Origin of the sequence: Streptomyces sp. NPDC019890 (genome assembly GCF_044903445.1) — a bacterium.
Classification (GTDB): Bacteria; Actinomycetota; Actinomycetes; order Streptomycetales; family Streptomycetaceae; genus Streptomyces.
Genome location: NZ_JBJDQK010000003.1, coordinates 574,542 through 596,680 on the forward strand (window position 1 = coordinate 574,542; position 22,139 = coordinate 596,680).

Consider the following 22,139-nt stretch of genomic DNA (forward strand, 5'->3'; position numbering starts at 1 on the left):
CAACCCGCGTACACCTGGTATACCGCAGCCAGTAAGGTCACTTCAGCGTTTTGTCGACATGCCCACAGATGGATAAGTCAAACACGCTCAACGCCAACTTGCCCCACGCGGCACGCAGTTCCCATCGCCAGCACATACGCACGAAGAGGGCCCGAATCCTCAAAGGATCCGGGCCCTCTTCATCTTCAGTAGCGGGGACAGGATTTGAACCTGCGACCTCTGGGTTATGAGCCCAGCGAGCTACCGAGCTGCTCCACCCCGCGTCGTTGTGTTGCAACCGTATCACGACGCGGGAGGGTGCCTGCCCAGCCCCCTCTCAGTGGCCCTTCAGCGACCCTCGAGTCCCCCTGCCCCTCAGCCGCCGGGCTTGGCCGTGCCGCTCGGCGGCGTGGACTGCGCCGCGGCGAGCCGCGCCAGCGCAGCGTCGAGGTCCTGCTGTGCCTTGCCGTACGCCTCCCAGTCCTTCGGCTCCTTCGCCAGCGCAGCCTCGGCGTCCTCGTGCGCCTTCAGGACGTCCGCGACGGCGGCCTTAAGCGCGGCGTCACCGGTCGCGGGCGGCTTGGTGGTGCCCGGTGGCTGTGTCGTCGTCGGCGGCTGCGCGGCGCCGTCCTGCGCGAAGACCGCGTCGAGCGCCTGCGTCAGGTCGTCCTTGAAGACCGGCTTGCCTCCGCCGTAGGCGACGGCGACCTTCTTCAGCAGGGGGTAGTTCGCGCTGCCACCGCGGGCGTACACCGGCTCGATATAGAGGAACCCGCCGTCGAGCGGCACGGTGAGCAGGTTGCCGTACTCGATGTCCGAGTCGGTACCTCTGAGGTTTCTGACGAACTCGGCGACGTCGTCATTACCGTTGAGCTCACTCTGCACCTGTTGTGGACCTTGCACGGTCTCGGTGGTTCTCAACAGCCTTATCGTGCCGTACTTGTCGCTGTTGGCATCGGCGTCGACCGCCATGAACGCGCCCAGGTTGGGGCGTCCGGCCGGCGTGAACGTCGTCGTCAGCGAGAACTTCTGCGCCTTGTCCCCGGGCATCTTCAGGCTCAGGTAGTACGGCGGAACCGCGCTGGTGTCCTTGTTCGTCGGGTCGTCGGGCACCTGCCAGGCGTCGGAGCCGCTGTAGAACTGCGCCGGCTCGGTGACGTGGTACCGGGTGAGCAGCTCGCGCTGCACCTTGAACATGTCCTGCGGGTACCGCAGATGGGCCTTCAGCGCCGGCGAGATGTCGCTCTTGGGCTTCACCGTGCCGGGGAACGCCTTCATCCAGGTCTTGAGCACCGGATCCTCGGTGTCCCACTGGTACAGGTTGACCGAGCCGTCGTACGCGTCGACGGTGGCCTTCACCGAGTTGCGGATGTAGTTGACCTGGTTCTGCTGGGCAACGACCGTGCGCTGATTGGTGGTCAGCGAGTCGGCCGTGGTGTCCCCCAGTGTCGTGCGCGAGGCGTAGGGGTAGCCGTTGGTCGTGGTGTACGCGTCGACGATCCACTGGATCCGGTGGTTGACGACCGCCGGATAGGCGTCGCCGTCGATGGTCAGCCACGGGGCGACCGCCTCGACGCGCTCCTTGGGCGTGCGGTTGTACAGAATCCTCGAGCCTTCGCCGACGGCTCCCGAGTAGAGAATCTGCGGCTCGCTGAAGGCGACGGCGTAGGCCGCGCGGTTCAGCGGGTTGGAGAGGTTGACGCCGCTCTTGCCCTGGTAGCTCGTGTACTTGGTGGGCCCGACGCTCGCCTCGTAGTCGAGCTCCTTCTGCGGGCCGCCGACGATCGAGTACTGCTCGGTCTTCTCGCCGTAGTAGATCCGCTGCTCGTACGTGGGGAGCGCGCCGCTGGTCGGCATCCCGGACTCGGTGAAGTCGGGCGAGCCGACGGTGCCCTTGTCCGCGTCCGTGATGGCGCTCGTGCCCTTGGCCGCGATCGCGCCATAGCCATGGGTGTAGGTGAAGTGGTCATTGATCCAGTTGCGCTTCTGGATGCCCCTGATGTTGAGCTCGCGCAGTCCGATGACCGTGTCCTGCGGCTGCTTGTCGAGGCCGGTGTACCGGTCCACGTCGAGAGTCGCGGGGAACTGGTAGTACTTGCGCTCCTGCTGGAGCTGCTGGAAAGCGGGCGAGACGACGTTCGAGTCGACAAGTCGATAGCTGGCCGCCGAGGGCGCCGCCGCGCGCTGCTGGGCCTTGCGCTTGGGGTCGCCCTTGCCGGAGTAGTCCTCCGGGGCGGCCTTGTCGATGCCGTACGCATGACGCGTGGCCTCGATGTTCTTCTTGATGTACGGGCTTTCCTTGGCCTGCTCGTTCGGCTGGACCTGGAACTTCTGCACGATCGCCGGGTAGAGACCGCCGATGAGAATTGCCGACAGGACCATCAGCCCGAAGCCGATCACGGGCAGCTGCCAGGTGCGGCGCCAGAGCGTCGCGAAGAACAGCACGGCGCAGATGACGGCGATGCAGAAGAGGATCGTCTTCGCCGGGAGGTACGCGTTGGCGTCGACGTACCGCAGGCCCGTCCAGTTGCCGGTGGCCTTGAAGTCGCTGGACTTCACCGCGAGGCCGTACCGGTCGAGCCAGTACGCCACGGCCTTGAGCGAGACGAAGAAGCCGAGCAGCACCGACAGGTGGCCGGTGGCCGCGCCGGTCGCGCGCGGGCCGGGGCTGGTGATCCGCAGCCCGCCGTACAGGTAGTGCGTGAGGGCGGCAACGATCAGGGAAAGCACCGCGGCAGCGAAGCCGAAGCCGAGCAGGAAGCGGTACCAGGGCAGGTCGAAGGCGTAGAACGACACGTCCATCTGGAACTGCGGGTCCTTCTGACCGAAGGACACGCCGTTGACCCACATCAGCCAGGTCCGCCACTGGCTGGTGGCGGAGGCGCCGGCGATCAGCCCGACCAGAGCGGTGATCGCGAGGAGCACCCACTTCTTGTACGGGGCGATGCCCATCCGGTACCGGTCAAGGCTCTGCTGCTCCAGCGACATGGCGCTGAGCGGCGGGCGCAGCCGGTGCGCCAGCCAGATGTTCACGCCGACAGCTGTGGCCATCAGCAGCCCGAAGACGGCGAACAGGCCGATCTTCGTCCACAGCGTGGTGGTGAAGACGGAGGAGTAGTGGACGGATCGGTACCAGAGCCAGTCGGTCCAGAACCCCGCGAACATGACGAACGCCATGGCCAGCACGGCCAGCACGCCCAGTGTCATGAGCAGGGTGCGGACACGCCGGGACGGCCGGCCCACTCTGATCCGTGGCCCGGTCGGGCCTCCGCCGCGGTCCGGCATCTGGAAAGCCAACGTGCGCACCTCGAAGTTCGCGGTCGTGTGAAACGGGCCCCGCGATCGTAGAGCCCACTACTGCAACTTACTGAGGCTTTACCTAGTTCCCGTCCTGGGGTCAGAAGGAGGCAGGATATTGGGCATGTCCAACGCTTCTTCTTCCGGCCCTCCCATGGCCGCGAGCCCACTGACCCGCGCGGTGCTCGAAATCGACGAGTATGCGTCCGGGCTCGGCTGGGACCAGCCGGCCAGGCTCTTCGCGCTCGTCGACACCGCACAACTACGCACCCAGGAGCCGGGCCTCGCGGCCCAGCTCGGCCTCGACGGCGAGGAGGCGGCCGCGCCGCTGACTCCGATCGAGCAGGACGAGATCCCGTCCGGCACCCCGCTGGACGAGTTCCTGGCGACGATCGCCTGGCCGGACGCGGTCTCGGGCTGCGCCCTGACCGTGGAGCGCCAGATGCTCCCGCCCTCGGCCGAGGCCTCGGTCCCGGCCGGGCTCACCGGCAAGGCCCTCACCAAGTGGGTCGCGTCCCACCCGGACCGCCAGGAGGTCCGCATGACGGTCGCGGTCCTCCGCGACGGCACCCGCGAATCGGCTCTGCGCCTGCGCGAAAAGGACTCCCCGACGGAGGTCCTCACGGGCGCGTCCCTGGTCCCGGGCCTGGCAGAGGCACTCTCGGCAACGTTCGAGGCGTAGCCGCGACGTCGTACGGCACCGCTGGGCCCGGTCGCAAGGGACCGGGTACAGCGGTTTGCTGTGGGGTGGTCGTCTGCGACTGCGAGCAGCGGGGTCGAGCGCGAGCCACGGCGCCCAGGGGTGGCCCGAGCCACGCCGAACGCGTGGGCGCAGCCTTACGAACCCGCGGGGCGGCAGCTCGGGTGCCGAACGCACGGCGCGGGGGCGCAGCCTCGCGGAGCGGGGTCGAGCGCGAGCCACGGCCCCCAGGGGTGGCCCGAGCCACGCCGAACGCGTGGGCGCAGCCTTACGAACCCGCGGGGCGGCAACTCGGGTGCCGAACGCACGGCGCGGGGGCGCAGCCTCGCGGAGCGGGGTCCCGCGCGAGCGCAGCTCCGCGCCACGGGGGCCTTGGGGCACCCCGTGCCCCAGGAAAACAGGGCGGGCGGGTGGGAAAGCCCGCACTCGCCCGCGGAAGCCCGAAGCGCCGGCCAGGTGCTGCGTGAAACACCAGGCCGGGTACGGCGCGAAGCGCCAGTCGGGGCCCGCGCCCCGAGCGGGCGACCCCCAGCCTCGCAGAGGCGCGACGCAGCGCCGAAAGGCAGCCCCGAGCCCTCGGCGCGTAGCGCCAAGCGGAGCGCAGCCGAGCCGCTCCCAGGGGGCCTGGGGGCCTCCCCCAGTTCGGGAAGGGGCGGGCCAGGGGAAAACCCCCGCCGTCAGCCCCTACCGCAGCCCACCAATCCCGCCGTATCCCCCGACCTGATCTTCTCCAGCGACTTCGCCGCATCGTCGATCGTGTTCACCTTCACCAGCGTCAGCCCCTTCGGAATGTCCGACGCCGCCGCCGCGCAGTTCTCACTCGGCGTCAGGAAGTACTGCGCCCCCGCATTCCGCGCCCCCACCAGCTTCATCTCGATCCCCCCGATCGGACCGACCTTCCCCTTGTCGTCGATCGTGCCCGTGCCCGCCACGAACTTCCCGCCCGTGAGGTTCCCCGGCGTCAGCTTGTCGACGATCCCGAGCGCGAACATGAGGCCCGCACTCGGACCCCCGACATCCGCCAGGTTGATGTCGATGCCGAACGGGAAGGTGTGGTCCGTCCCGGCCTGGATGCCGACAATCGCCCGGTTGTCCTTGTCCGCCTTCACCGTGGTGATCGTGACCTTCTCGGTGCCCGAAGGCTCCTTGCCCGCCTTCTCCGCCGCGGCCGCATCCTTCGCGGGGACGATCGTGAAGACGACGTTCTGCCCGGGCTTGTGCTTCACGACCAGCTTCGCGACATCCGCGGGCTCCTTCACCGCCGTGCCGTCCACCGCCCGGATCACATCGCCCGCGTGCAGCCGGTTCTCGGCGGGCGTGTCCTTGAGGACCGTGGAGACGACCACCCGTGTCTTCACCGGGATCTTCAGCTGCTGCAGCGCCGCGACCTTCGCGCTCTCCTGCGACTGGGTGAACTCTTCCGCGTTCTCCTGCGTCGACTGCTCTTCCGTCTTGCCGCCCGGGTAGAGCGTGTCGTGCGGCACCACCACGTTGTCGTGGGCCAGCCAGCCGTAGACCGCCTCGACGATGTTCATTTTGTAGTCCGCGCCCGTGACCCTGACCGTCGTCATATTGAGGTGACCGGTCGTCGGGTAGGTCTTGCGGCCGGAGATCTGGAGGACCGGCTCACCACCTGCCGCGCCGAGGGTGTTGACCGTCGGTCCGGGCGACATCTCCGAATACGGCACTGTGATGAACACCCCTGCGCAGAGCAGCGCAATAAAGATCAGCGTGGAGGCGAGCATCGTCGCGGTGCGGCGTGGCATGGAACGACAGTACGGGACAGGTCTGTCGGAGGACCGTCGGGGCCGGTTCGTACGGGCGACTTGGCAGCTGCGTACGGTCTGCGGCCGGGGCACACTCGGATCAGCCGGGTCACACCCGGGTCATACGGCGTCGGTACCGGAGCCCGCCTTCTCCATCGCGTCGCGGAACCGCGCATAGCCGGCAAGCTCGGCCACATCCCCGGTCGTCCGGTTCCGTGAGGCCCAACTTCCCCATATCGCGGCACCGACGGCAGCGAAAAGCGGAATGAGGAGCCAAGCGAGTGCCGCCATCCCGGCCTCCTTACACCATGAGCCAGCAGAACTGAGTGATCAACAGATTAGTGTCTGCACGTTCAACGCTCATGGCAGGGGTGCGGTTACGCAAACTGGGGCGCTTGGCAGCCGTCCGGGTTTCAGCCCGCAGCGACAGCCCTACGCGCCGACCCACTCTTCCGTGCCGTCGGAGAACTTCTGATGCTTCCAGATCGGCACCTCGTGCTTGAGGTCGTCGATCAGCTTCCGGCACGCTTCGAAGGCCTCCCCGCGGTGCGGGCAGGACACGGCGACGACGACCGCCAGATCGCCGACCTCCAAGTCACCCACACGGTGGACGGCGGCAAGCGCCCGCACGGGGAACTCCGCCGTGACCTTCTCGGCGATACGGCGCATCTCGGCCTCGGCCGAGGGATGGCAGGAGTACCCGAGCGTGTCGACATCCGCCCCGCCGTCGTGATTGCGCACGGTGCCGACGAAGAGCGCGGTGCCTCCCGACGCGTCGTCGCCGACGGCCGTGAAGACCTCGTCGACGGAGAGCGGGGTCTCACGGATCGCGAGCAGCCGGATGGGGTCCTTCGCCGCCTGCTCGCCGGGGTGGTCGTACCTGCTTGCCATGCCATCCATCGTGCCGTACGCCACTGACATCGCCCAATAGCGGATTCGACCGGCCGCCGGCGCAACGCGTTGGAGCCTTCTACAGTCGGCTCCCGGACGGCCGCCTACAGACGGCGCCGCGCCTTGCGTGCACGCCGCACCAGCGCGGCCGTACCGAGCAGCGCCACCGTCGCACCCGCGGCGCCCGCCGCAGTCGCGTCCTTGCGGCCGAGTCGGCGGCCCGCGACGGTGTGGCGCCCCTCCACCTCCTCCAGCAGCGCGGCCAGGACCTCCTCGTTGGTCCACTGCGGACGCCAGCCCGCGTCGTGGAGCCGGCTCACGCTGACCACCCAGGGGTGCATCGTGTACGCGAGGTCCCCCGCCGGGGACGGGGTGAGGCCGATCCGGTGGAGCCTGGCCGCCGCGCCGAGAGCGACCGCCGATGGCAGCTCCATCCGCCGGATGCCGCTGAGCTCCTCGACCTCCTCCTGCTCCAGCCAGCCGTCACAGCCGACCGCCAGCTCGCCCTCGACCTTCTCCAGGGCGGCGTACTCCAGCGCGCTCACCAGGTCCTCGACATGGCAGAACTGCCAGGTCGGACGGGATCCGGCGACCACCAGCAGCCGCGGCGACTCGAAGTAGCGGGTCAGCGCGGTGTCAGTACCGCCCACCAGGACGGCGGGTCTTACCACCGTGACGTTGAGCCCCGGGTGCGCGCGCGGCCCACGGCGGCCCAGGCGCTCGATCTCCAGCAGGTCGCCGACGCCCGTGGCCTCGGCGGTGGCGCGCAGCTCCGCGTCCTCGGACAGCGGGATGTCGTTGTCGGGCAGCGCCCCGTAGACCATCGCGGAGGTGCACAGGACGACCCGGTGCACACCGGCGGCCGCCGCAGCGGTCAGCACGGTCTGGGTGCCGCGGACGTTGTAGGCGGTACGGGCGGCGGAGTCGGTCTCCAGGTCGAGGTCGAGCGCCAGATGCACCACCACGTCGGCGCCACGCAGCTTCTCGGCGATCGCCGGGTCGCGTACGTCGAGAACGTGCCACTGCGCCTCGGAGACCTCACCCCGGCGCTCGTCGATCGCGATGACCTGCTTGACCTCCGCGGATGCGGTCAGCCGCCGGGTGAGCAGGTCGCCGACGCCGGTGGCGGCACCGGTGACCGCGACGACGGGACCACGGCCTGCCGACCCGCGGCCTGCGGTCTGGGTTGAGCGGTTTCGCGCTGCGCGAACCTGCGGATCTGGGGAACTCACCAGGCGTCTCCAGCGGTTGTCTTCAGTACGTGAGCGAATGACGCGTACGTACCAGGTGGCGTCCATCCTGCCGCAGGCCGGGAGTCGGCGGAGCACCGAGCCCATATGCGGCCCGGATGTCGAGGCCACTCCGGCAGACCCGCAGCCGCTTAGGCTGGTGGTGTTGTCGGGCATTCGCCGCCGGCAGGAAGCCGGCGGCCCTACGAGCCGAGGAACCCCGTGAGTGACACCCCATTCGGATTCGGCCTTCCGCCGGAGGAGCCGGAGAACGGCGACGAGGGCAAGAAGAAGGATCCCGCCGGCGGTGGCCAGGGCGCAGACGGGCCCTCCCCGGCGAATCCCTTCGGTTTCGGCTCCGGGCAGGGCGCGGACAATCCGTTCGCCGCGATGTTCGGCTCCCTGAACCCGAACGACCTGGGCGCGGCATTCCAGCAGCTCGGCCAGATGCTGAGCTTCGAGGGCGGCCCGGTGAACTGGGACATGGCCAAGCAGATCGCGCGCCAGACGGTCTCCCAGGGCACTCCGGACGGCACCAAGGACGAGAGCGTGGGCCCGGCCGAGCGGACGGCGGTCGAGGAGGCCGTGCGCCTCGCCGACCTGTGGCTGGACGGCGCGACCTCGCTGCCCTCCGGCGCGAACACGGCCGTGGCGTGGAGCCGTGCCGAGTGGGTCGAGGCGACCCTGCCCGCATGGCAGCAGCTCGTCGATCCGGTCGCTGAGCGTGTCGGCCTGGCCATGGGCGATGTGCTGCCCGAGGAGATGCAGGCAATGGCGGGCCCGCTGATCGGCATGATGCGCTCCATGGGCGGCGCGATGTTCGGCCAGCAGATCGGACAGGCCGTGGGCGCGCTCGCGGGCGAGGTGGTCGGCTCGACCGATATCGGCCTGCCGCTCGGCCCCGCGGGCAAGGCCGCGCTGCTGCCGCTGAACATCGAGGCGTTCGGCAAGGACCTCGGTGTGCCGAAGGAGGAGGTGCGGCTGTATCTCGCCCTGCGCGAGGCCGCCCACCAGCGGCTCTTCGCGCATGTGCCGTGGCTGCGCTCGCATCTGTTCGGCGCGGTGGAGAGTTACGCGCGCGGGATCAAGGTCGACACCAGCAAGCTGGAGGACGTGGTCGGCCAGCTCGACCCCACGCACCCCGAGCAGCTGCAGGAGGCACTCCAGCAGGGCATGTTCCAGCCGGAGGACACCCCGGCGCAGAAGGCCGCGCTGGCCCGCCTGGAGACCGCCCTCGCGCTGGTCGAGGGCTGGGTGGACGCGGTTGTGCACGAGGCCGCGTCGACCCGGCTGACCTCGGCGGACCGTCTGCGCGAGACGCTGCGCAGGCGGCGTGCCTCGGGCGGTCCCGCCGAGCAGACCTTCGCGACGCTGATCGGCCTCCAGCTGCGGCCGCGACGGCTGCGGGACGCAGCGCGGCTGTGGGCCTCCCTCACGGACGCGCGGGGCGTCGACGGGCGCGACGGCCTGTGGGAGCACCCGGACATGCTGCCGACCGCCACGGATCTGGACGACCCGGACGGCTTCGTCCACCGTGAGCAGCTCGACTTCTCCGAGCTGGACAAGATGCTCGGTGAGGCGGCAGGCGGCGGGAAGCCGAAGCTCGACAAGGGCGACAAGGCCGACGACGGCGACGGGGACGAGAAGGACGACACCGACAAGTGAGCCTGCACGACGACGCCGTTCTCGTACTGAAGAGCTACGAGGATCAGGAGGAGCTGCGGCAGCTCTATCTCGACCATCTGGCAGTGCACCCGGATGGGATGTGGAAGTCCTGTGAGACCGGGCATGTCACGGCGAGCGCCCTGGTCATCGACCCGGAGCGCGGTCGGGTGCTGCTGACGCTGCACAAGAAGCTCGGCATGTGGCTGCAGATGGGCGGCCACTGCGAGCCCGGTGATGCGACGCTCGCGGATGCCGCGCTGCGGGAGGCGACGGAGGAGTCCGGGATCGGCGGGCTGACCCTGCTGCCCGGTGGTCCGGTGCGCCTTGACCGGCATGCGATTCCGGCGCCCTGCCACTGGCATCTCGATGTGCAGTACGCGGCGCCGGCTCCGGCCGGGGCGGTCGCGGAGATCAGCGAAGAGTCGCTCGATCTGCGCTGGTTCGCGTACGACGAGGTGGCGAGGGTGGCCGACGAGTCGGTCGTACGACTCCTCGATCGCACCCGCTCGGCGCTCTCGGCGCTGTAGCCGCGGCATGAAGTAAGGGGCGGCCTCAATGGAGGCCGCCCCTTACTCGTGCACCGTGTTACTCGTACGCCCTGCTAGTTCCAGGCGTTGTTCTGGTTCTGGGCGTGGGCACCGTGCTGGCCCATGCCGTACTGCGCGCGCAGGCCCTGCCCGATCTCCGCGCTCTGTGGCGGCATGACCTCGCTCGGCTGCACCAGCGCGAAGCCCTGGCCGAGGAAGCTCAGCTCCCAGCCCTCGCCGGTGTTGCCCCGCCGCCGCCGTACGCCCGAAGAGTGCGTCTGCGCCTGCATCTGCACGCGCAGGGAGGAGGACCAGGCGACGATCGCGTCGGCGTCGGCATTGACGTACTTGTCGGGCGTGACCTGCATCATCAGGGGCTGGCCCGAGGTCATCAGGGCGACCTTGCCCCGGCCTGAGATATTGAGCTGGTACTTGCCGGAGCCGGAGATTCCGTACTGACTGTCCACCGCGATGACCTCGGTGTGCAGCGTGGAGTCGAGCGCCAGCACATAGGCGCTGTCGACCGTCATGCCGTCCTGGTCGACATCCACTACGTGGATGTACTGCGCGAGGTTGGCGAGGTAGACGGTGCCCTGCCCCGAGCAGCGCATCAGGTCCAGGCCCTCGCCGGTGTTGGCGCGGGCCCGCCGCTGGTTGTTCGTCTGGTACTCGCCGTCGAAGTCGACAAGACCCTGGTACGCGACCATGGCGCCCTTGCGGGCGAGGATGTCGTCGTGGCCGGCCAGCGAGACCCGCAGGAGCTGCGGGTTCTGCACGACGTACCGGTCCTGCGACTGCTGTTCCGTGTAGCTGAAAAGCGGACTCTGCATGGTGTGTTCTCGCTCCCCCTCAGTTCCGGATCCGCAGGCGGTCGGTACTGTCCTCGCTCGGCTGTACGACGACGATGCCCTGGCCCGAGAAGGCCATCTGGTAGGCCTCTCCGCTGCCCCGCCCGATCAGCGAGGATGCCTTGAAGCTGCGCTTGCCCTTCACCTTGAGGTTCGGGGACCAGGCGACAAGGGCGTCCGGGTCGACGTACGTCTCGTCCTCGCCACGGCCGCAGTCGACGACGATCGGCGTGCCGCGCGAGGTGAGAGCCACCCAGCCGGTGCCCGAGATCTCGATGTTCCACAGGCCCTGGCCGGCGAACTTGGCCAGGCCCTTGACCCGCTCGACGCCCCACTGCAGGTGCGCGTCGAAGGCCAGCAGATTGGTGCCGTTGACCGAGAGCGAGTCGTTGTTGAGGTTGATGACGACGACGTCCGCGCCGTAGTCGGCGAGGTAGAGCAGTCCGTCGCCGGAGCACTTCATGATGGGCGCGCCCTCGCCGGTCACCCACTGGGAGGCGATCTGGCGGACGGCGGGCGGGTTCGGCTCGTACTGCACAAAGCCTTCGTAGGCGACCATCGAGCCGGTGCGTGCGTACAAGTCCTGGCCGCCGGCCATGGCCACCTTGAGCATGGCGCGGCCGTGGTTCTCCATCCGGGCCGCGATCGGGGTCGGGGCGAAGCCCGCGAGTTGCTGGTTCATTCTTCGGGCTCCCTCAGACCTCGTACGGCTGGACGACGATGAAGTTCCCGGGGGCACCCCGGAACTGGAGATTGACGGTCTCTCCGCTGTGTCCCGGGTACGCGTTGCGACGCAGCCGGACCTGGCTGGAGAGAATCACCTGGGACGCGGCCGACCAGGCGACGACGGCGTTGCAGTCGGCGAACGTCGTCGGCGTGACCGGCAGGACCACGGGAACGCCGTGGGTCTTCACGACGACCGTGCCGGTGCCGTGGAACATCATCGTGAACAGCGCACCGCCGGGGATGCCGTGGCCCTCGATCCTGCGCACCTCGTGCTGCAGGGTCTCGTCGAACGCGAGCACGTTCTCGGCGGAGACGCAGATGCCGTCGCCCTGCAGCTCGATGGTGTGCAGATGCGCGCCGTTCTCGGCGAGGAAGACCTGGCCGCGGCCGGAGCAGCGCATCAACTGCATCTCCTGGCCGGTGGCGTTGCCGACGATGCGACCGGCGAAGCCGGCGCCCTTGTAGCTGAAGTCGACCTTGCCCTGATACATCACCATGCTGCCCTGGCGGGCCAGGACGGGCGTGCCGCCCATGGTCAGATCGACCCGCATGAGCTGCTGGTTCTGCGGGGTCCAGCGCTGACCGGTGGGGGTCTCGCGGTAGGCCTGGAGGGCGGCCTGCAGACCGGCGCCGGCCTGCGGGACTCCCTGGGGCATGCCGACGGGCTGCTGCTGTCCGTACGGGGACGGTGCCTGCTGTCCGTACGGCGCAGGCGCGCCCGGCGGGACCTGGCCCGGCGGTTGTCCGGGCAGCTGGCCCGGGACCTGCCCGGGGACCTGGCCGTACTGCGGCTGCTGGGGCGGCTGTCCGTACGGCGCGGGGGCGGGCGCCGGCGGCGGAACGGTGCCGGCCGGCGGGGTCATCGGCGCCGCGATGGTGGGCGCCGCGTGCATCTGCGGGTTGTGCGCAGGAGCGGGCGCCGGTGCCGGGGCCGGGGCAGGCGGTGCACCGAAGGAGGGCGCGGGCTGGGGGGCCTGGGGCATCTGCGGTGCGGCGGGCGCGCCGAACGCCGGGGGCGCGGTCGCCTGCGGGGGCGGCGCGAACGACGGCGCGGCGCCCTGCGGCTGCTGCGCGGCCGGCTGCTCCTCGGCGACCTCGCCGCCGAAGTTCTTGAGCAGCGCGTCGAGTCCGCCGTCGAAGCCCTGGCCGACGGCGGCGAAGCGCCACACGTCCTTCAGGTAGAAGTCGCCGAGCATCACCGCGCGCTCGGTGGTGAACTCCGAACCCGTGAAGGCGTACCGCACGACCTCTTCGCCGCCCGCGACGATGCGGATGTACCCGGGGCCGACCTGCGACATCTGCCCGGCGCCGTCGATCGTCGCCGTGAACGAGAGCTTGTGGATGTTGGCCGGAATACGGTCCAGAGTGACACGGAAGGACTCGGTGTCACCGGACTGCGCGCCGAGCAGCTGAACGGACTCCTCAGGCGATTTCGGCTGGTTGAAGAAAATGAAGTACCGGTCGTCCGAAAGCTGCTCGTTGGCGTCGAGTCCGAAGCAGCTGATGTCGAAGGTCAAACCAGGAGCGGCGATCTGCACACCTACGTACAGATCTGTTCCCGGCGTGAGATCACTGATCTTGGCCTTGTGGCCGCGTTGGAATTCCCTGGCCATGCGTAACGACCGTCCCCCATCCCGAAATATGATTACGTCGCGCCAGGCTAACGGCTGAGTGCGACATTGAGCCAAGCCGGTACCCATTCGGTACAGGACCGTTGATCGTCACTCTCCGCGCGCGGTGGGAAGGTGGGGCAGCCGGTCGGCGGCGACGACGCCCTCGAGATAGCCCCTGGCCCGCTCGGTACGGGGATACGCCTCCAGCAGCCGCCAGAACCGCGGCCCGTGTCCCGGCACAAGAAGATGGGCCAGCTCATGGACGAGCACATAGTCCACGACATACTCGGGCATGCCCTGCAGACGGTGCGACAGGCGGATGCTGCCCTCCGCGGGAGTGCAGGAGCCCCAGCGGGTGTTCTGGTTCGTCACCCATCGCACGGATGTCGGTCTTGCGCGTCCGTCGAAGTACTGGGCGGACAAGCGCTCGGCACGCTCGGTCAGTTCAGCGTCGCCCAGGATGCGCTTGGACTCCTGCGCGGCGAGCTTGTCGAGCATGACGGTGACCCAGCGCCGCTCCTCCGCCTCCGACATCCTGGCGGGAATGAGGACGATGGTCCGGTCACCCTCCCGATAGGCGGAGACCGTTCTGCTGCGCCGGGCGCTCCTGCGGACCTCGACCGCACTCGTCCCCGATCCGCGGGACGGGCGGCTGATCGCGCTGCGCTGTTGACTCCCGGAGCTGTGCGGTGGGGTCTCCCCAGCGAGGCGAGGGGAAGGGTCGACGGACACGCCCCGACGTTACCCGCTGTCAGTGGGGGAAGTCCCGACTCCGGGACGGTTCGAGCATGATCCACTCCTTGGCGTGCACCATTTGAACGACTAATACCAGGTGCCTGTGGACAACTTTTCACAGCTGTCGGCGCGACCGTGCATTCTGACAGCAGATCAGTCCGCAGATCGGCGCAGAGATCCGACAAGACCTTCACAACACTTCGACGGGGGATCGGGGGAACGGGGAAGTGGAAATGCATCCGATGGTGAAGCCTGCCCTGAGGCGGGCGTGGCGGGAGCGGCAGACCGTGCAGTTCGGGGTGACTCCCGCGCATGCGGTGGCGGTCGGCCCGGTGGACACGGCGACGAGCTCGCTGCTGGAGCTGCTGGACGGCACCCGGGGGTTGCCGCTGTTGCGCGAGGAGGCGCGGGCAAGAGGTCTGCCCGAGGGACAAGTGGACGCTCTGGTGAAGCGGTTGGCGAAAGCCGGACTGCTCGACGATCCGACGGCCGGCGGACCTGCGGCCGAGGCGTTACGGAAACGGGCAGGCGCGCTCGACCGGCTGCGCCCCGATCTGGCATCGCTGTCCGTGGTCCATCCGGAACCGGGGGCCGGAATACAGCGCCTGGCGGCGAGGCGCGCGATGCGTGTCCAGGTCCGGGGCGCGGGCCGGGTGGGTGCGACGGTCGCCGGCGTGCTGTCCGCCTCCGGAGTGGGCCGGGTCGAGGTGCTGGACGGCGGATGTACGCAGCCGTGGGACGTGGCCCCCGGCGGCCTGCCGACGGAGGCGGTCGGCGAACGGCGGGACGCGGCGGCACGGCAGCTGGTGCGGCGGTCCGCGCCGGACCGCCCGCCACGCGCGGCCGAGTCGGCGACGGCATCGGCCGGGGCCGAGCCCGGCCTCTCGCTGGTCGTCGTCGCTCCACGGGACGGACTTGCGGCCTATGTGCCCGAGCCCGCCGCGGCCGAGGACTGGATCACCACCGGCACACCCCATCTGTACTCGGGAGTTGTCGAAGCCTCAGGCGTAGTGGGCCCGCTGGTGCTCCCCGGCGGCACGGCCTGCGCCGGCTGCCTTGAGCTGCGCCGGGCCGAGCGCGACCCGGGCAGGGCGAGGCTGCTCGCACAGTGGCGCTCGGGGGGCCGTCGCAGCGCGGCTCCGGCCTGCGATATTGCGCTGGCCACTGCGGTGGCGGGGATGACGGCGGCGCACGCGCTGTCGTTTCTCGACGGGGAGCTGCCCGCGAGCACGGGAGCCCGGTGGGAGACATCCCTGCCTCTGCTGGACTGGCGGTCGGAGACGATCGCACCGCACCTCGACTGCCTCTGCAGGGCAGCCGGGAAAACTGAGAGGGGGCACACCTCAGGGTTCGGGCCGTCGCACGAGACAATGGTCGGGTAACCGCCGTCAGTGAGGTAAAGCCATCAGGCGAACGCGGCACGGCTGTCTGGGATTTGGAGGGGCGCATGTCTGATCTTCCCCGGAAGGCGGTCACCCGGACCGCCAAGTTGGCCGCGCTGCCACTGGGCTTCGCCGGCCGTGCCACATGGGGTCTGGGCAAGCGGATCGGCGGGAAGTCCGCGGAGATCGTGGCGAGGGAGCTGCAACAGCGCACGGCGGAACAGCTCTTCAAGGTCCTCGGTGAGCTCAAGGGCGGTGCGATGAAGTTCGGGCAGGCCATGTCTGTCTTCGAGTCGGCGCTCCCCGAGGAGGTCGCGGGCCCCTACCGCGCGGCTCTCACAAAGCTGCAGGACGCGGCGCCCCCGATGCCGACACGCACGGTCCACGCGGTCCTGACGGAGCGGCTGGGCCGGGAGTGGCGGGAGCTGTTCCTCAACTTCGAGGACAAGCCTTCGGCCGCCGCGTCCATCGGTCAGGTGCACCGGGCGGTGTGGCACGACGGGCGCGAGGTTGCGGTGAAGGTGCAGTACCCGGGGGCGGGGGATGCGCTGCTGTCCGATCTGACGCAGCTCAGCCGGTTCGCCCGGCTGCTTGGTCCGCTGATCCCGGGGATGGACATCAAGCCGCTGATCGCCGAGCTCCGCGACCGGGTGTCGGAGGAGTTGGACTACGAGCTGGAGGCGCAGGCACAGCGGGAGCACGCTGCCGAGTTCACGGACGACCCGGATGTTGTGGTGCCGGACGTGGTGCATCAGTGTGACCAGGTGCTGGTGACCGAGTGGATCGACGGGATCCCGCTGGCCGAGGTGATCGCCCACGGCACGGACGAGCAGCGGGACCGGGCGGGGCAGTTGCTGGCCCGCTTCCTGTTCTCGGGTCCGGCGCGCACGGGGCTGCTGCACGCCGATCCGCACCCGGGGAACTTCCGGCTGCTCCCGGAGGAGGACGGCGAGGGCTGGCGGCTCGGGGTACTGGACTTCGGCACCGTGGACCGGCTGCCCGGTGGGCTGCCGGGGACCATCGGCGACTGTCTGCGGATGACGCTCGACGGCGAGGCCGAAGCGGTCTACGAGCTGCTGCGCGAGGCGGGCTTCGTCAAGGAGGCCATAAAGCTCGACCCCGACGCCGTGCTCGAGTATCTGCTGCCGATCATCGAGCCCGCGGAGGCCGAGGAGTTCACCTTCACCCGGAGCTGGATGCGCCACCAGGCGGCCCGGATCGCCGACATCCGCTCCCCCGCCCATCAGCTGGGCAAGCAGCTCAATCTGCCGCCCTCGTATCTGCTCATACACCGGGTGACGCTGAGCACGATCGGCGTGCTGTGCCAGCTGAACGCCACGGTGCGGCTGCGCGATGAGCTGGACTCGTGGCTCCCCGGGTTTCTGGCGGACGACGGGGAGGACAGCGAGGCGGTCGAGGCGCAGGCCTGATCCGGTCAGCGCGACCGGGTCAGCGCGCGGCCGTCACCACCAGGCAGAGTCGAGCCGGCCCTCGATCGCTCTGATGTTGGCGCGTGCGCAGTCGTCGCAGTAGTAGTGACGAGTGCCGTTCTCCACGGAGCAGGTCCAGGTGGGCGGTGGTCCCTCGGCGACGGCGCCGCAGTGGGAACACACGATGCTCTCGGCACCCGGCTGCGCAGGGTGAGGAGTCTGCTGCTGGTCCACCTCGTGACGATAACCCCGCAGGGGACCGGCCGCAGGGGCAACGCACCGGGACAACGCACCGCGGGAGCCGGTCCGTTCGGACCGGCCCCCGCGGGTCAGCTTCTGCTTCTGCTGTCAGTGCATGTGTGCGGTCAGTTCATGACCGCCATGGCCAGTGCGCGGCGGGCGCGCATCGAGACACGCTCGGCACGGCGCTGCATCCTCCGGGCGGCGATCAGGCGCACGGCCTGGCGTTCCGCGTTGGCTTCGCGCAGGCGCTCGTGCATATGCGCACGTGCCATGGCTTCTGGGATGAGTTGCATCTCACGGGTCCTGTTCTGACGCGAGGCGTTCGCGCCGGTGGTGGTGACGTCTGAGGTCGCGGAGCCGGACGGCTCGCTCATGGAAGAGGTCATTGGGGCCAGCTTCTGGGGATCGTGCGTGACGGGTCGGTCGATGGTTCCGATGGCGTTCATGCCGCGACCGGGTTCTTGCGCGGGCGACCACGCGGCCGCTTGCGGGCCACGACCACGCCCTGGACGAAGAGCTCGCCGCCCCAGACGCCCCACGGCTCACGCCGCTCCTTGGCGCCCGCGAGGCAGGCCTCCATCAGCGGGCAGGTGCGGCAGAGGGACTTGGCGTACTCGACATCGGCCGGGGACTCGGCGAAGAAGACCTCCGGGTCGTAGGCACGGCAGGGGACGGGTACGCCGAGGTTCTCGATGGCGTCGTCGAGCGCGGTGAGCGCAGTGAGCGGAGTCAAGGTGGAGTCCTCCGTGAGGGCGGGCGGGGGAATGGTCTCGGAAGGCGGTACGGACGGGGCGTGCGCTTCGAGTTGCACGGTGGTCTTTCCTCGTCTGGTCGGTCCGGCCTGTTGGCCGGGTGTCGGCTGGTACCGGGTGCTTCTTGTCCCGAGGCCCCTTCGCTCTGGCATCCCCGTTCGGGGAAAACAGAAGGGCCGCGGATCCCGGGTGGGGTTCCGCGGCCCTGAAGGCGCCGGCCTGATCTGGATCAGGCTGGATCACTCCAGGGTTCGAGCCCACGGAAGGCCCACATCGTGTGGTGCTGCGTCTGCTGCTTCTTGCTGCCGGCACTGGCCGCCGCAAAGGCATAGGCCCGAGCCTTTGCCGCTGCTACTGCTGCTTCCAGTGCCTTGGTCGGTCGCTCATTGCGCTCCAGGACGGGGAGTCCACCCAGACCGGAGACCGGACGCACGGCGGAGATGCCGGACACACCGGTGCCGTTGAACGCCGCGGAGAAGCCGAGCGAGCAGGCGGAGACGACCGAGCGATCGGTCATTTTGTCGGTGCTGGTGAAGCGGGTCTTGATGCTGATCACTGGAATCGCCTCCTCTCGGCGTCTCGGGGACCGGCCGGGGCCGATCACGCGTATTCGGATAAGTACAGCACGAGAACAGGGCTTCAGAGAAGTCGCTGTTCCCGTGGTTAAGAACCTATGGGGCTTGCTGGGGCGGGCGCAAACTATTTTCTCGACGAGTTTGTATCAGTCCTCCTCGTCCGCTCCCTCAAGCTCCTGACCTGCGCAGATGGCGAGCACATCGGCGCCGAAACGCTCCAGCTTGCGCCCGCCGACGCCGGAGATCCCGGCCAGCTCGCCCTCGTCGCCCGGCACGGTCTCGGCGATCGCCATCAAGGTCTTGTCGGTGAACACGCAGTACGCGGGCTGGCCCAGCTCCTTCGCCTGGTCCGAGCGCCACTCGCGAAGCCGCTCGTACAGCGCCTCGTCCATGTCGGAGGGGCAGTCCTCGCAGCGCATCAGTTTCATCTCACCCGCGTCGGTGAGCGTCTTGCCGCACACCCGGCACAGCACGGGGCCGCGCCGCTTGCGGCGGCTGCCGCTGCCGCGCTCGACACCGCCCGCTCCGCCTGCGCCACGTGCACCAGGGGCCACGGAGCCCGGTCGCATCCCGTTCAGGAAGCGGGTGGGGCGGCGGGAGGCGCGGCCGCCCGGTGAACGGGACAGCGCCCAGGACAGGGACAGATGGAGCCTGGCCCGGGTGACACCGACATAGAGCAGCCGACGCTCCTCCTCGACCTGCTCCTCGGTCTTGGCATAGGTGATCGGCATCATGCCCTCGGTGAGCCCGACCAGGAACACGGCGTCCCACTCCAGGCCCTTCGCCGAGTGGAGCGAGGCGAGCGTGACGCCCTGGACGGTGGGGGCATGCTGAGCGGCGGCGCGCTCGTCCAGCTCGGTCACCAGATCGGCGAGGGTCGCGCCCGGCTTGGCCCGTGCATAGTCCTCGGCGAGGCGGACGAGCGCGGCCAGCGACTCCCAGCGATCGCGCACCGCCCCGGAACCGGCGGGCGGCTCGGTGGTCCAGCCTTTCGTCGAAAGCACGGCCCGGACCTGGGCGGGCAGGTCCTCGGCGTCGTCGAGCAGCGAGTCGTTGCCCCCTGCCCGGGCCGCGCCGCGCAGGGCGACGCCGGCCTCCCGCACCTCCTGGCGCTCGAAGAAGCGCTCGGCGCCGCGCAGCTGGTAGGGAACTCCGGCGTCGGCGAGCGCCTGCTCATAGACCTCCGACTGGGCGTTGACCCGGTACAGCACGGCGATCTCGCCGGCCGGGACGCCTGCGGCGATCAGGTCGCGGATGCGGCGGGCCGTGCCCTCGGCCTCGGCCGGCTCGTCCGCGTACTCGGTGTAGGCGGGCTCCGGGCCTGCCTCCCGCTGCGAGATCAGTTCGAGGCGATGCTCGGCGGCCCGGCCGTGGGCCTGACTCAGCAGGCCGTTGGCGAGATGGACGACCTGTGGTGTGGAGCGGTAGTCGCGGACCAGCTTGACGACGGTCGCGTCGGGGTGGCGGGTGCGGAAGTTCAGCAGATGGTCGGGCGTGGCTCCGGTGAAGGAGTAGATCGTCTGGCTGGCGTCGCCGACCACGCAGAGGCTGTCCCGGTCGCCCAGCCACAGCTCAAGGAGCCGCTGCTGGAGGGGGCTCACGTCCTGGTACTCGTCCACCACGAAGTGCTGGTACTGGCGGCGGATCTGGTCGGCGATGTCGTGCCGGTCCTGGAGGATCCCGACCGTCAGCAGCAGAACGTCCTCGAAGTCGATGCCCGAGCGGTCGCGTTTGAGCTGCTCGTACATCCCGTAGATCTGGCTGATTTCGGCCGGGTCGCGCGGGGCGTCCCGGTGCGACTTGGCGACCGCGGCCGGGTAGTCGGCGGGCACGGTCTGGGTGACCTTGGCCCACTCGATCTCGCTGGTGACGTCCCGCAGTTCATTGCGGTCGAGCCGGATGCGGCAGCGGGCGGCGGACTCGGCGACCAGCTGGATCTTGCGGTCGAGCAGCCGGGGCAGCTCGCCACCGACCGCTTTCGGCCAGAAGTACTGGAGCTGGCGAAGCGCGGCCGAGTGGAAGGTCCTGGCCTGGACGCCGCCGGCGCCGAGCTGGCGGAGCCGGCCGCGCATCTCACCCGCGGCGCGGTTGGTGAAGGTGACAGCCAGCACACTGGCGGGCTGGATGATGCCCGCGCGCACGCCGTACGCGATGCGGTGGGTGATCGCGCGCGTCTTGCCCGTGCCGGCACCTGCCAGCACGCACACCGGACCGTGCAGGGCGGTCGCCACTTCGCGCTGCTCGGGGTCGAGCCCGTCGAGCACCGCGTCCGCCGACTCGGGGACCTGCGGGAAAAGGGAGGAGTGCGTTGCTGCTGTCACACCGCCATGCTGCCAGGTCCCGGGAGGCGGCTGGGGCCGTTGTCCACAGGGAGGCGGGGGCAGTCGTACTAATGCGGGAATGGTGACCAGGTCGCGTACGTTCACCTACTCGGTGCGCACACGCGAACACGTATCGAGCACACCCGATGACACAGCGAGACGAGACCGAGGAGCGAGAGAGACGATGCAGGGCACTGTGACGATGTACAGCACCACGTGGTGCGGCTACTGCCGTCGGCTGAAGAGCCAGATGGACCGGGAGGGCATCACGTACGTCGAGATCAACATCGAGCAGGACCCCGACTCCGCGGCATTCGTCGAGAAGGCCAACGGGGGCAACCAGACCGTTCCGACCGTGCTCTTCGCGGACGGTTCGACGCTGACCAACCCCTCGTTGGCCCAGGTCAAGCAGAAGATCGGCGTCTGAGCGACAGCTCAGCGACCAGCGACTGCTCAGCGATCGCCGAGCAGTCGCTAAGCGACATCTCCGGGCTTCGGCAGCGGCTTGCCGTACCAGAGCTCGATGAGGCGGGCCGCAATCGAGATCCCGAAGGGAGGCAGCACCTCCCCGGACTCGAATGCGGCCCGCAGCTCGTCCCGGGAGAACCAGCGCGCCTCGTGGATCTCCTCGCCGTCGACATTGATCTCGGAGGACCCCGCGGGATCGGTCCGCGCCAGGAAGCCGAGCATCAGGCTCGACGGGAAGGGCCAGGGCTGGCTGGCGACGTACTCGACCTCGCCGACGCTGACTCCCGCCTCCTCGAAGACCTCCCGGCGCACGGACTGCTCGATCGACTCACCGGGCTCGACGAAGCCCGCGAGCGTGGAGAAGCGCCCTTCCGGCCAGTGCAGCTGGCGGCCCAGCAGCGCGCGGTCCTCCTCGTCGGTGACGAGCATGATCACGGCGGGGTCGGTACGGGGGTAGTGCTCGGCGCCGCACGCCTGGCAGCGGCGGATGTGACCCGCGGCCGCGATGACGGTGCGCTCGCCGCAGCGTGAGCAGAAGCGGTGCAGCCGCTGCCAGTTCTCCAGCGCGACCGCGTGCACCAGCAGGCCCGCGTCGCGCGGGCCGAGCAGCAGTCCGGCCTCGCGCAGCCCCGCGGGACGCGCGGACTGGTCGATACGGCCCGGGAGGGCGTCCTTCTGGAGCGCGAAATACCGCACACCGTCCTCGTCGGTGCCCAGGAAGTAGCGGTGGGTCTCGGTGACAGGGGCCTCGAAGGCGGGCGTCATGACGAGCTCGGTGCGGCCGTCAGGGGTGTCGTCGACCAGCGCCTGACCGCCGGAGACCACGAAGACCCGGGTCGTCGGGTGGCTCCACGCCGCCGCCAGCCAGGCCTCGTCGAGGCGGTGGTGTGCCTCGCGGTCGATGCCGCTCGGCGCGGTGAGACCGATCGGGCGGTCTGGGACGGCGTAGCTGTTGGTGCTCACGGTACTTCCAACTCCCCCGGGTGGATTGG

General features: G+C 69.5%; 21 protein-coding genes and 1 tRNA gene. 6 read left to right on the top strand and 16 right to left on the bottom strand.

Annotated features, from left to right (window positions below; genetic code table 11):
• Positions 1 to 189: 189 nt before the first annotated feature.
• Positions 190 to 263 (bottom strand) — tRNA-Met (locus tag ACI2LP_RS10995).
• 91 nt (positions 264 to 354) lie between these two features.
• Positions 355 to 3,264: a UPF0182 family protein gene (locus ACI2LP_RS11000; protein WP_404724446.1), complete on the bottom strand. Its 2,910-nt coding sequence runs from the start codon at positions 3,262 to 3,264 to the stop codon at positions 355 to 357.
• 136 nt (positions 3,265 to 3,400) lie between these two features.
• Here ACI2LP_RS11000 and ACI2LP_RS11005 point away from each other — a divergent pair, with 136 nt between their 5' ends.
• Positions 3,401 to 3,958 (top strand): PPA1309 family protein, encoded by a 558-nt coding sequence (locus tag ACI2LP_RS11005; protein WP_404724199.1) that lies wholly within the window; start codon positions 3,401 to 3,403, stop codon positions 3,956 to 3,958.
• 695 nt (positions 3,959 to 4,653) lie between these two features.
• Here the strand turns inward: ACI2LP_RS11005 and ACI2LP_RS11010 are convergent.
• The 4 genes from ACI2LP_RS11010 to ACI2LP_RS11025 form a co-directional block, all read right to left on the bottom strand.
• Positions 4,654 to 5,742 (bottom strand): PDZ domain-containing protein, encoded by a 1,089-nt coding sequence (locus tag ACI2LP_RS11010; protein WP_404724200.1) that lies wholly within the window; start codon positions 5,740 to 5,742, stop codon positions 4,654 to 4,656.
• Positions 5,743 to 5,862: 120 nt separating this feature from the next.
• Positions 5,863 to 6,033 carry a hypothetical protein gene (locus ACI2LP_RS11015; protein ID WP_360873484.1) on the bottom strand — a complete coding sequence of 57 codons (171 nt, stop codon included), beginning with the start codon at positions 6,031 to 6,033 and terminating at the stop codon, positions 5,863 to 5,865.
• A gap of 141 nt (positions 6,034 to 6,174) precedes the next feature.
• Complete coding sequence (locus tag ACI2LP_RS11020; RefSeq protein ID WP_404724201.1) at positions 6,175 to 6,633, bottom strand: molybdenum cofactor biosynthesis protein MoaE; 459 nt, start codon at positions 6,631 to 6,633, stop codon at positions 6,175 to 6,177.
• 104 nt (positions 6,634 to 6,737) lie between these two features.
• Positions 6,738 to 7,865 (bottom strand): SDR family oxidoreductase, encoded by a 1,128-nt coding sequence (locus ACI2LP_RS11025; RefSeq protein WP_404724202.1) that lies wholly within the window; start codon positions 7,863 to 7,865, stop codon positions 6,738 to 6,740.
• 219 nt (positions 7,866 to 8,084) lie between these two features.
• Between ACI2LP_RS11025 and ACI2LP_RS11030 the strand changes: the two genes are divergently transcribed.
• Positions 8,085 to 9,527, top strand: coding sequence for a zinc-dependent metalloprotease (locus ACI2LP_RS11030; protein ID WP_404724203.1), 1,443 nt, complete (start codon positions 8,085 to 8,087; stop codon positions 9,525 to 9,527).
• A complete protein-coding gene (locus tag ACI2LP_RS11035; protein ID WP_404724204.1) occupies positions 9,524 to 10,054 on the top strand; it encodes an NUDIX hydrolase in 531 nt (176 codons plus the stop codon). The genes ACI2LP_RS11030 and ACI2LP_RS11035 overlap by 4 nt, the downstream gene beginning before the upstream one ends.
• Positions 10,055 to 10,128: 74 nt before the next feature.
• Here the strand turns inward: ACI2LP_RS11035 and ACI2LP_RS11040 are convergent, their stop codons facing one another.
• From ACI2LP_RS11040 to ACI2LP_RS11055, 4 genes are all read right to left on the bottom strand, one after another.
• On the bottom strand, positions 10,129 to 10,884 hold the full coding sequence (locus ACI2LP_RS11040; protein ID WP_404724205.1) for an AIM24 family protein: 756 nt from the start codon (positions 10,882 to 10,884) through the stop codon (positions 10,129 to 10,131).
• Positions 10,885 to 10,903: 19 nt separating this feature from the next.
• Positions 10,904 to 11,584 (bottom strand): AIM24 family protein, encoded by a 681-nt coding sequence (locus tag ACI2LP_RS11045; RefSeq protein ID WP_404724206.1) that lies wholly within the window; start codon positions 11,582 to 11,584, stop codon positions 10,904 to 10,906.
• Positions 11,585 to 11,597: 13 nt separating this feature from the next.
• On the bottom strand, positions 11,598 to 13,241 hold the full coding sequence (locus ACI2LP_RS11050) for a TerD family protein (RefSeq protein ID WP_404724207.1): 1,644 nt from the start codon (positions 13,239 to 13,241) through the stop codon (positions 11,598 to 11,600).
• 108 nt (positions 13,242 to 13,349) lie between these two features.
• Positions 13,350 to 13,973 carry a M48 family metallopeptidase gene (locus tag ACI2LP_RS11055; RefSeq protein WP_404724208.1) on the bottom strand — a complete coding sequence of 208 codons (624 nt, stop codon included), beginning with the start codon at positions 13,971 to 13,973 and terminating at the stop codon, positions 13,350 to 13,352.
• A 236-nt stretch (positions 13,974 to 14,209) separates the two neighbouring features.
• Here ACI2LP_RS11055 and ACI2LP_RS11060 point away from each other — a divergent pair, with 236 nt between their 5' ends.
• Together ACI2LP_RS11060 and ACI2LP_RS11065 are read left to right on the top strand one after the other, a co-directional pair.
• Positions 14,210 to 15,358 (top strand): ThiF family adenylyltransferase, encoded by a 1,149-nt coding sequence (locus ACI2LP_RS11060; protein ID WP_404724209.1) that lies wholly within the window; start codon positions 14,210 to 14,212, stop codon positions 15,356 to 15,358.
• A 65-nt stretch (positions 15,359 to 15,423) separates the two neighbouring features.
• Positions 15,424 to 16,788 (top strand): ABC1 kinase family protein, encoded by a 1,365-nt coding sequence (locus tag ACI2LP_RS11065; protein WP_404724210.1) that lies wholly within the window; start codon positions 15,424 to 15,426, stop codon positions 16,786 to 16,788.
• A gap of 33 nt (positions 16,789 to 16,821) precedes the next feature.
• On the opposite strand, the gene ACI2LP_RS11070 is transcribed toward ACI2LP_RS11065, so the two are convergent.
• The 5 genes from ACI2LP_RS11070 to ACI2LP_RS11090 all read right to left on the bottom strand — a co-directional run bounded on the left by ACI2LP_RS11070 (position 16,822) and on the right by ACI2LP_RS11090 (position 20,679).
• Complete coding sequence (locus ACI2LP_RS11070; RefSeq protein WP_404724211.1) at positions 16,822 to 17,022, bottom strand: hypothetical protein; 201 nt, start codon at positions 17,020 to 17,022, stop codon at positions 16,822 to 16,824.
• A gap of 131 nt (positions 17,023 to 17,153) precedes the next feature.
• A complete protein-coding gene (locus ACI2LP_RS11075; RefSeq protein WP_404724212.1) occupies positions 17,154 to 17,477 on the bottom strand; it encodes a hypothetical protein in 324 nt (107 codons plus the stop codon).
• Positions 17,474 to 17,842 (bottom strand): WhiB family transcriptional regulator, encoded by a 369-nt coding sequence (locus ACI2LP_RS11080; RefSeq protein WP_360873518.1) that lies wholly within the window; start codon positions 17,840 to 17,842, stop codon positions 17,474 to 17,476. The genes ACI2LP_RS11075 and ACI2LP_RS11080 overlap by 4 nt, the downstream gene beginning before the upstream one ends.
• Positions 17,843 to 18,012: 170 nt before the next feature.
• Entirely contained in the window at positions 18,013 to 18,339 is a 327-nt protein-coding gene (locus ACI2LP_RS11085; protein WP_404724213.1) for a hypothetical protein, read from the bottom strand.
• A gap of 165 nt (positions 18,340 to 18,504) precedes the next feature.
• Complete coding sequence (locus tag ACI2LP_RS11090) at positions 18,505 to 20,679, bottom strand: ATP-dependent DNA helicase UvrD2 (protein ID WP_404724214.1); 2,175 nt, start codon at positions 20,677 to 20,679, stop codon at positions 18,505 to 18,507.
• Between the two features lie 184 nt (positions 20,680 to 20,863).
• On the opposite strand from ACI2LP_RS11090, the gene ACI2LP_RS11095 reads away from it, so the two are divergent.
• Positions 20,864 to 21,106, top strand: coding sequence for a mycoredoxin (locus ACI2LP_RS11095; RefSeq protein ID WP_404724215.1), 243 nt, complete (start codon positions 20,864 to 20,866; stop codon positions 21,104 to 21,106).
• Positions 21,107 to 21,153: 47 nt separating this feature from the next.
• On the opposite strand, the gene nudC is transcribed toward ACI2LP_RS11095, so the two are convergent.
• Positions 21,154 to 22,110, bottom strand: a complete 957-nt coding sequence (gene nudC, locus ACI2LP_RS11100) for an NAD(+) diphosphatase (RefSeq protein WP_360873530.1) — start codon at positions 22,108 to 22,110, stop codon at positions 21,154 to 21,156.
• Positions 22,111 to 22,139: the final 29 nt, after the last annotated feature.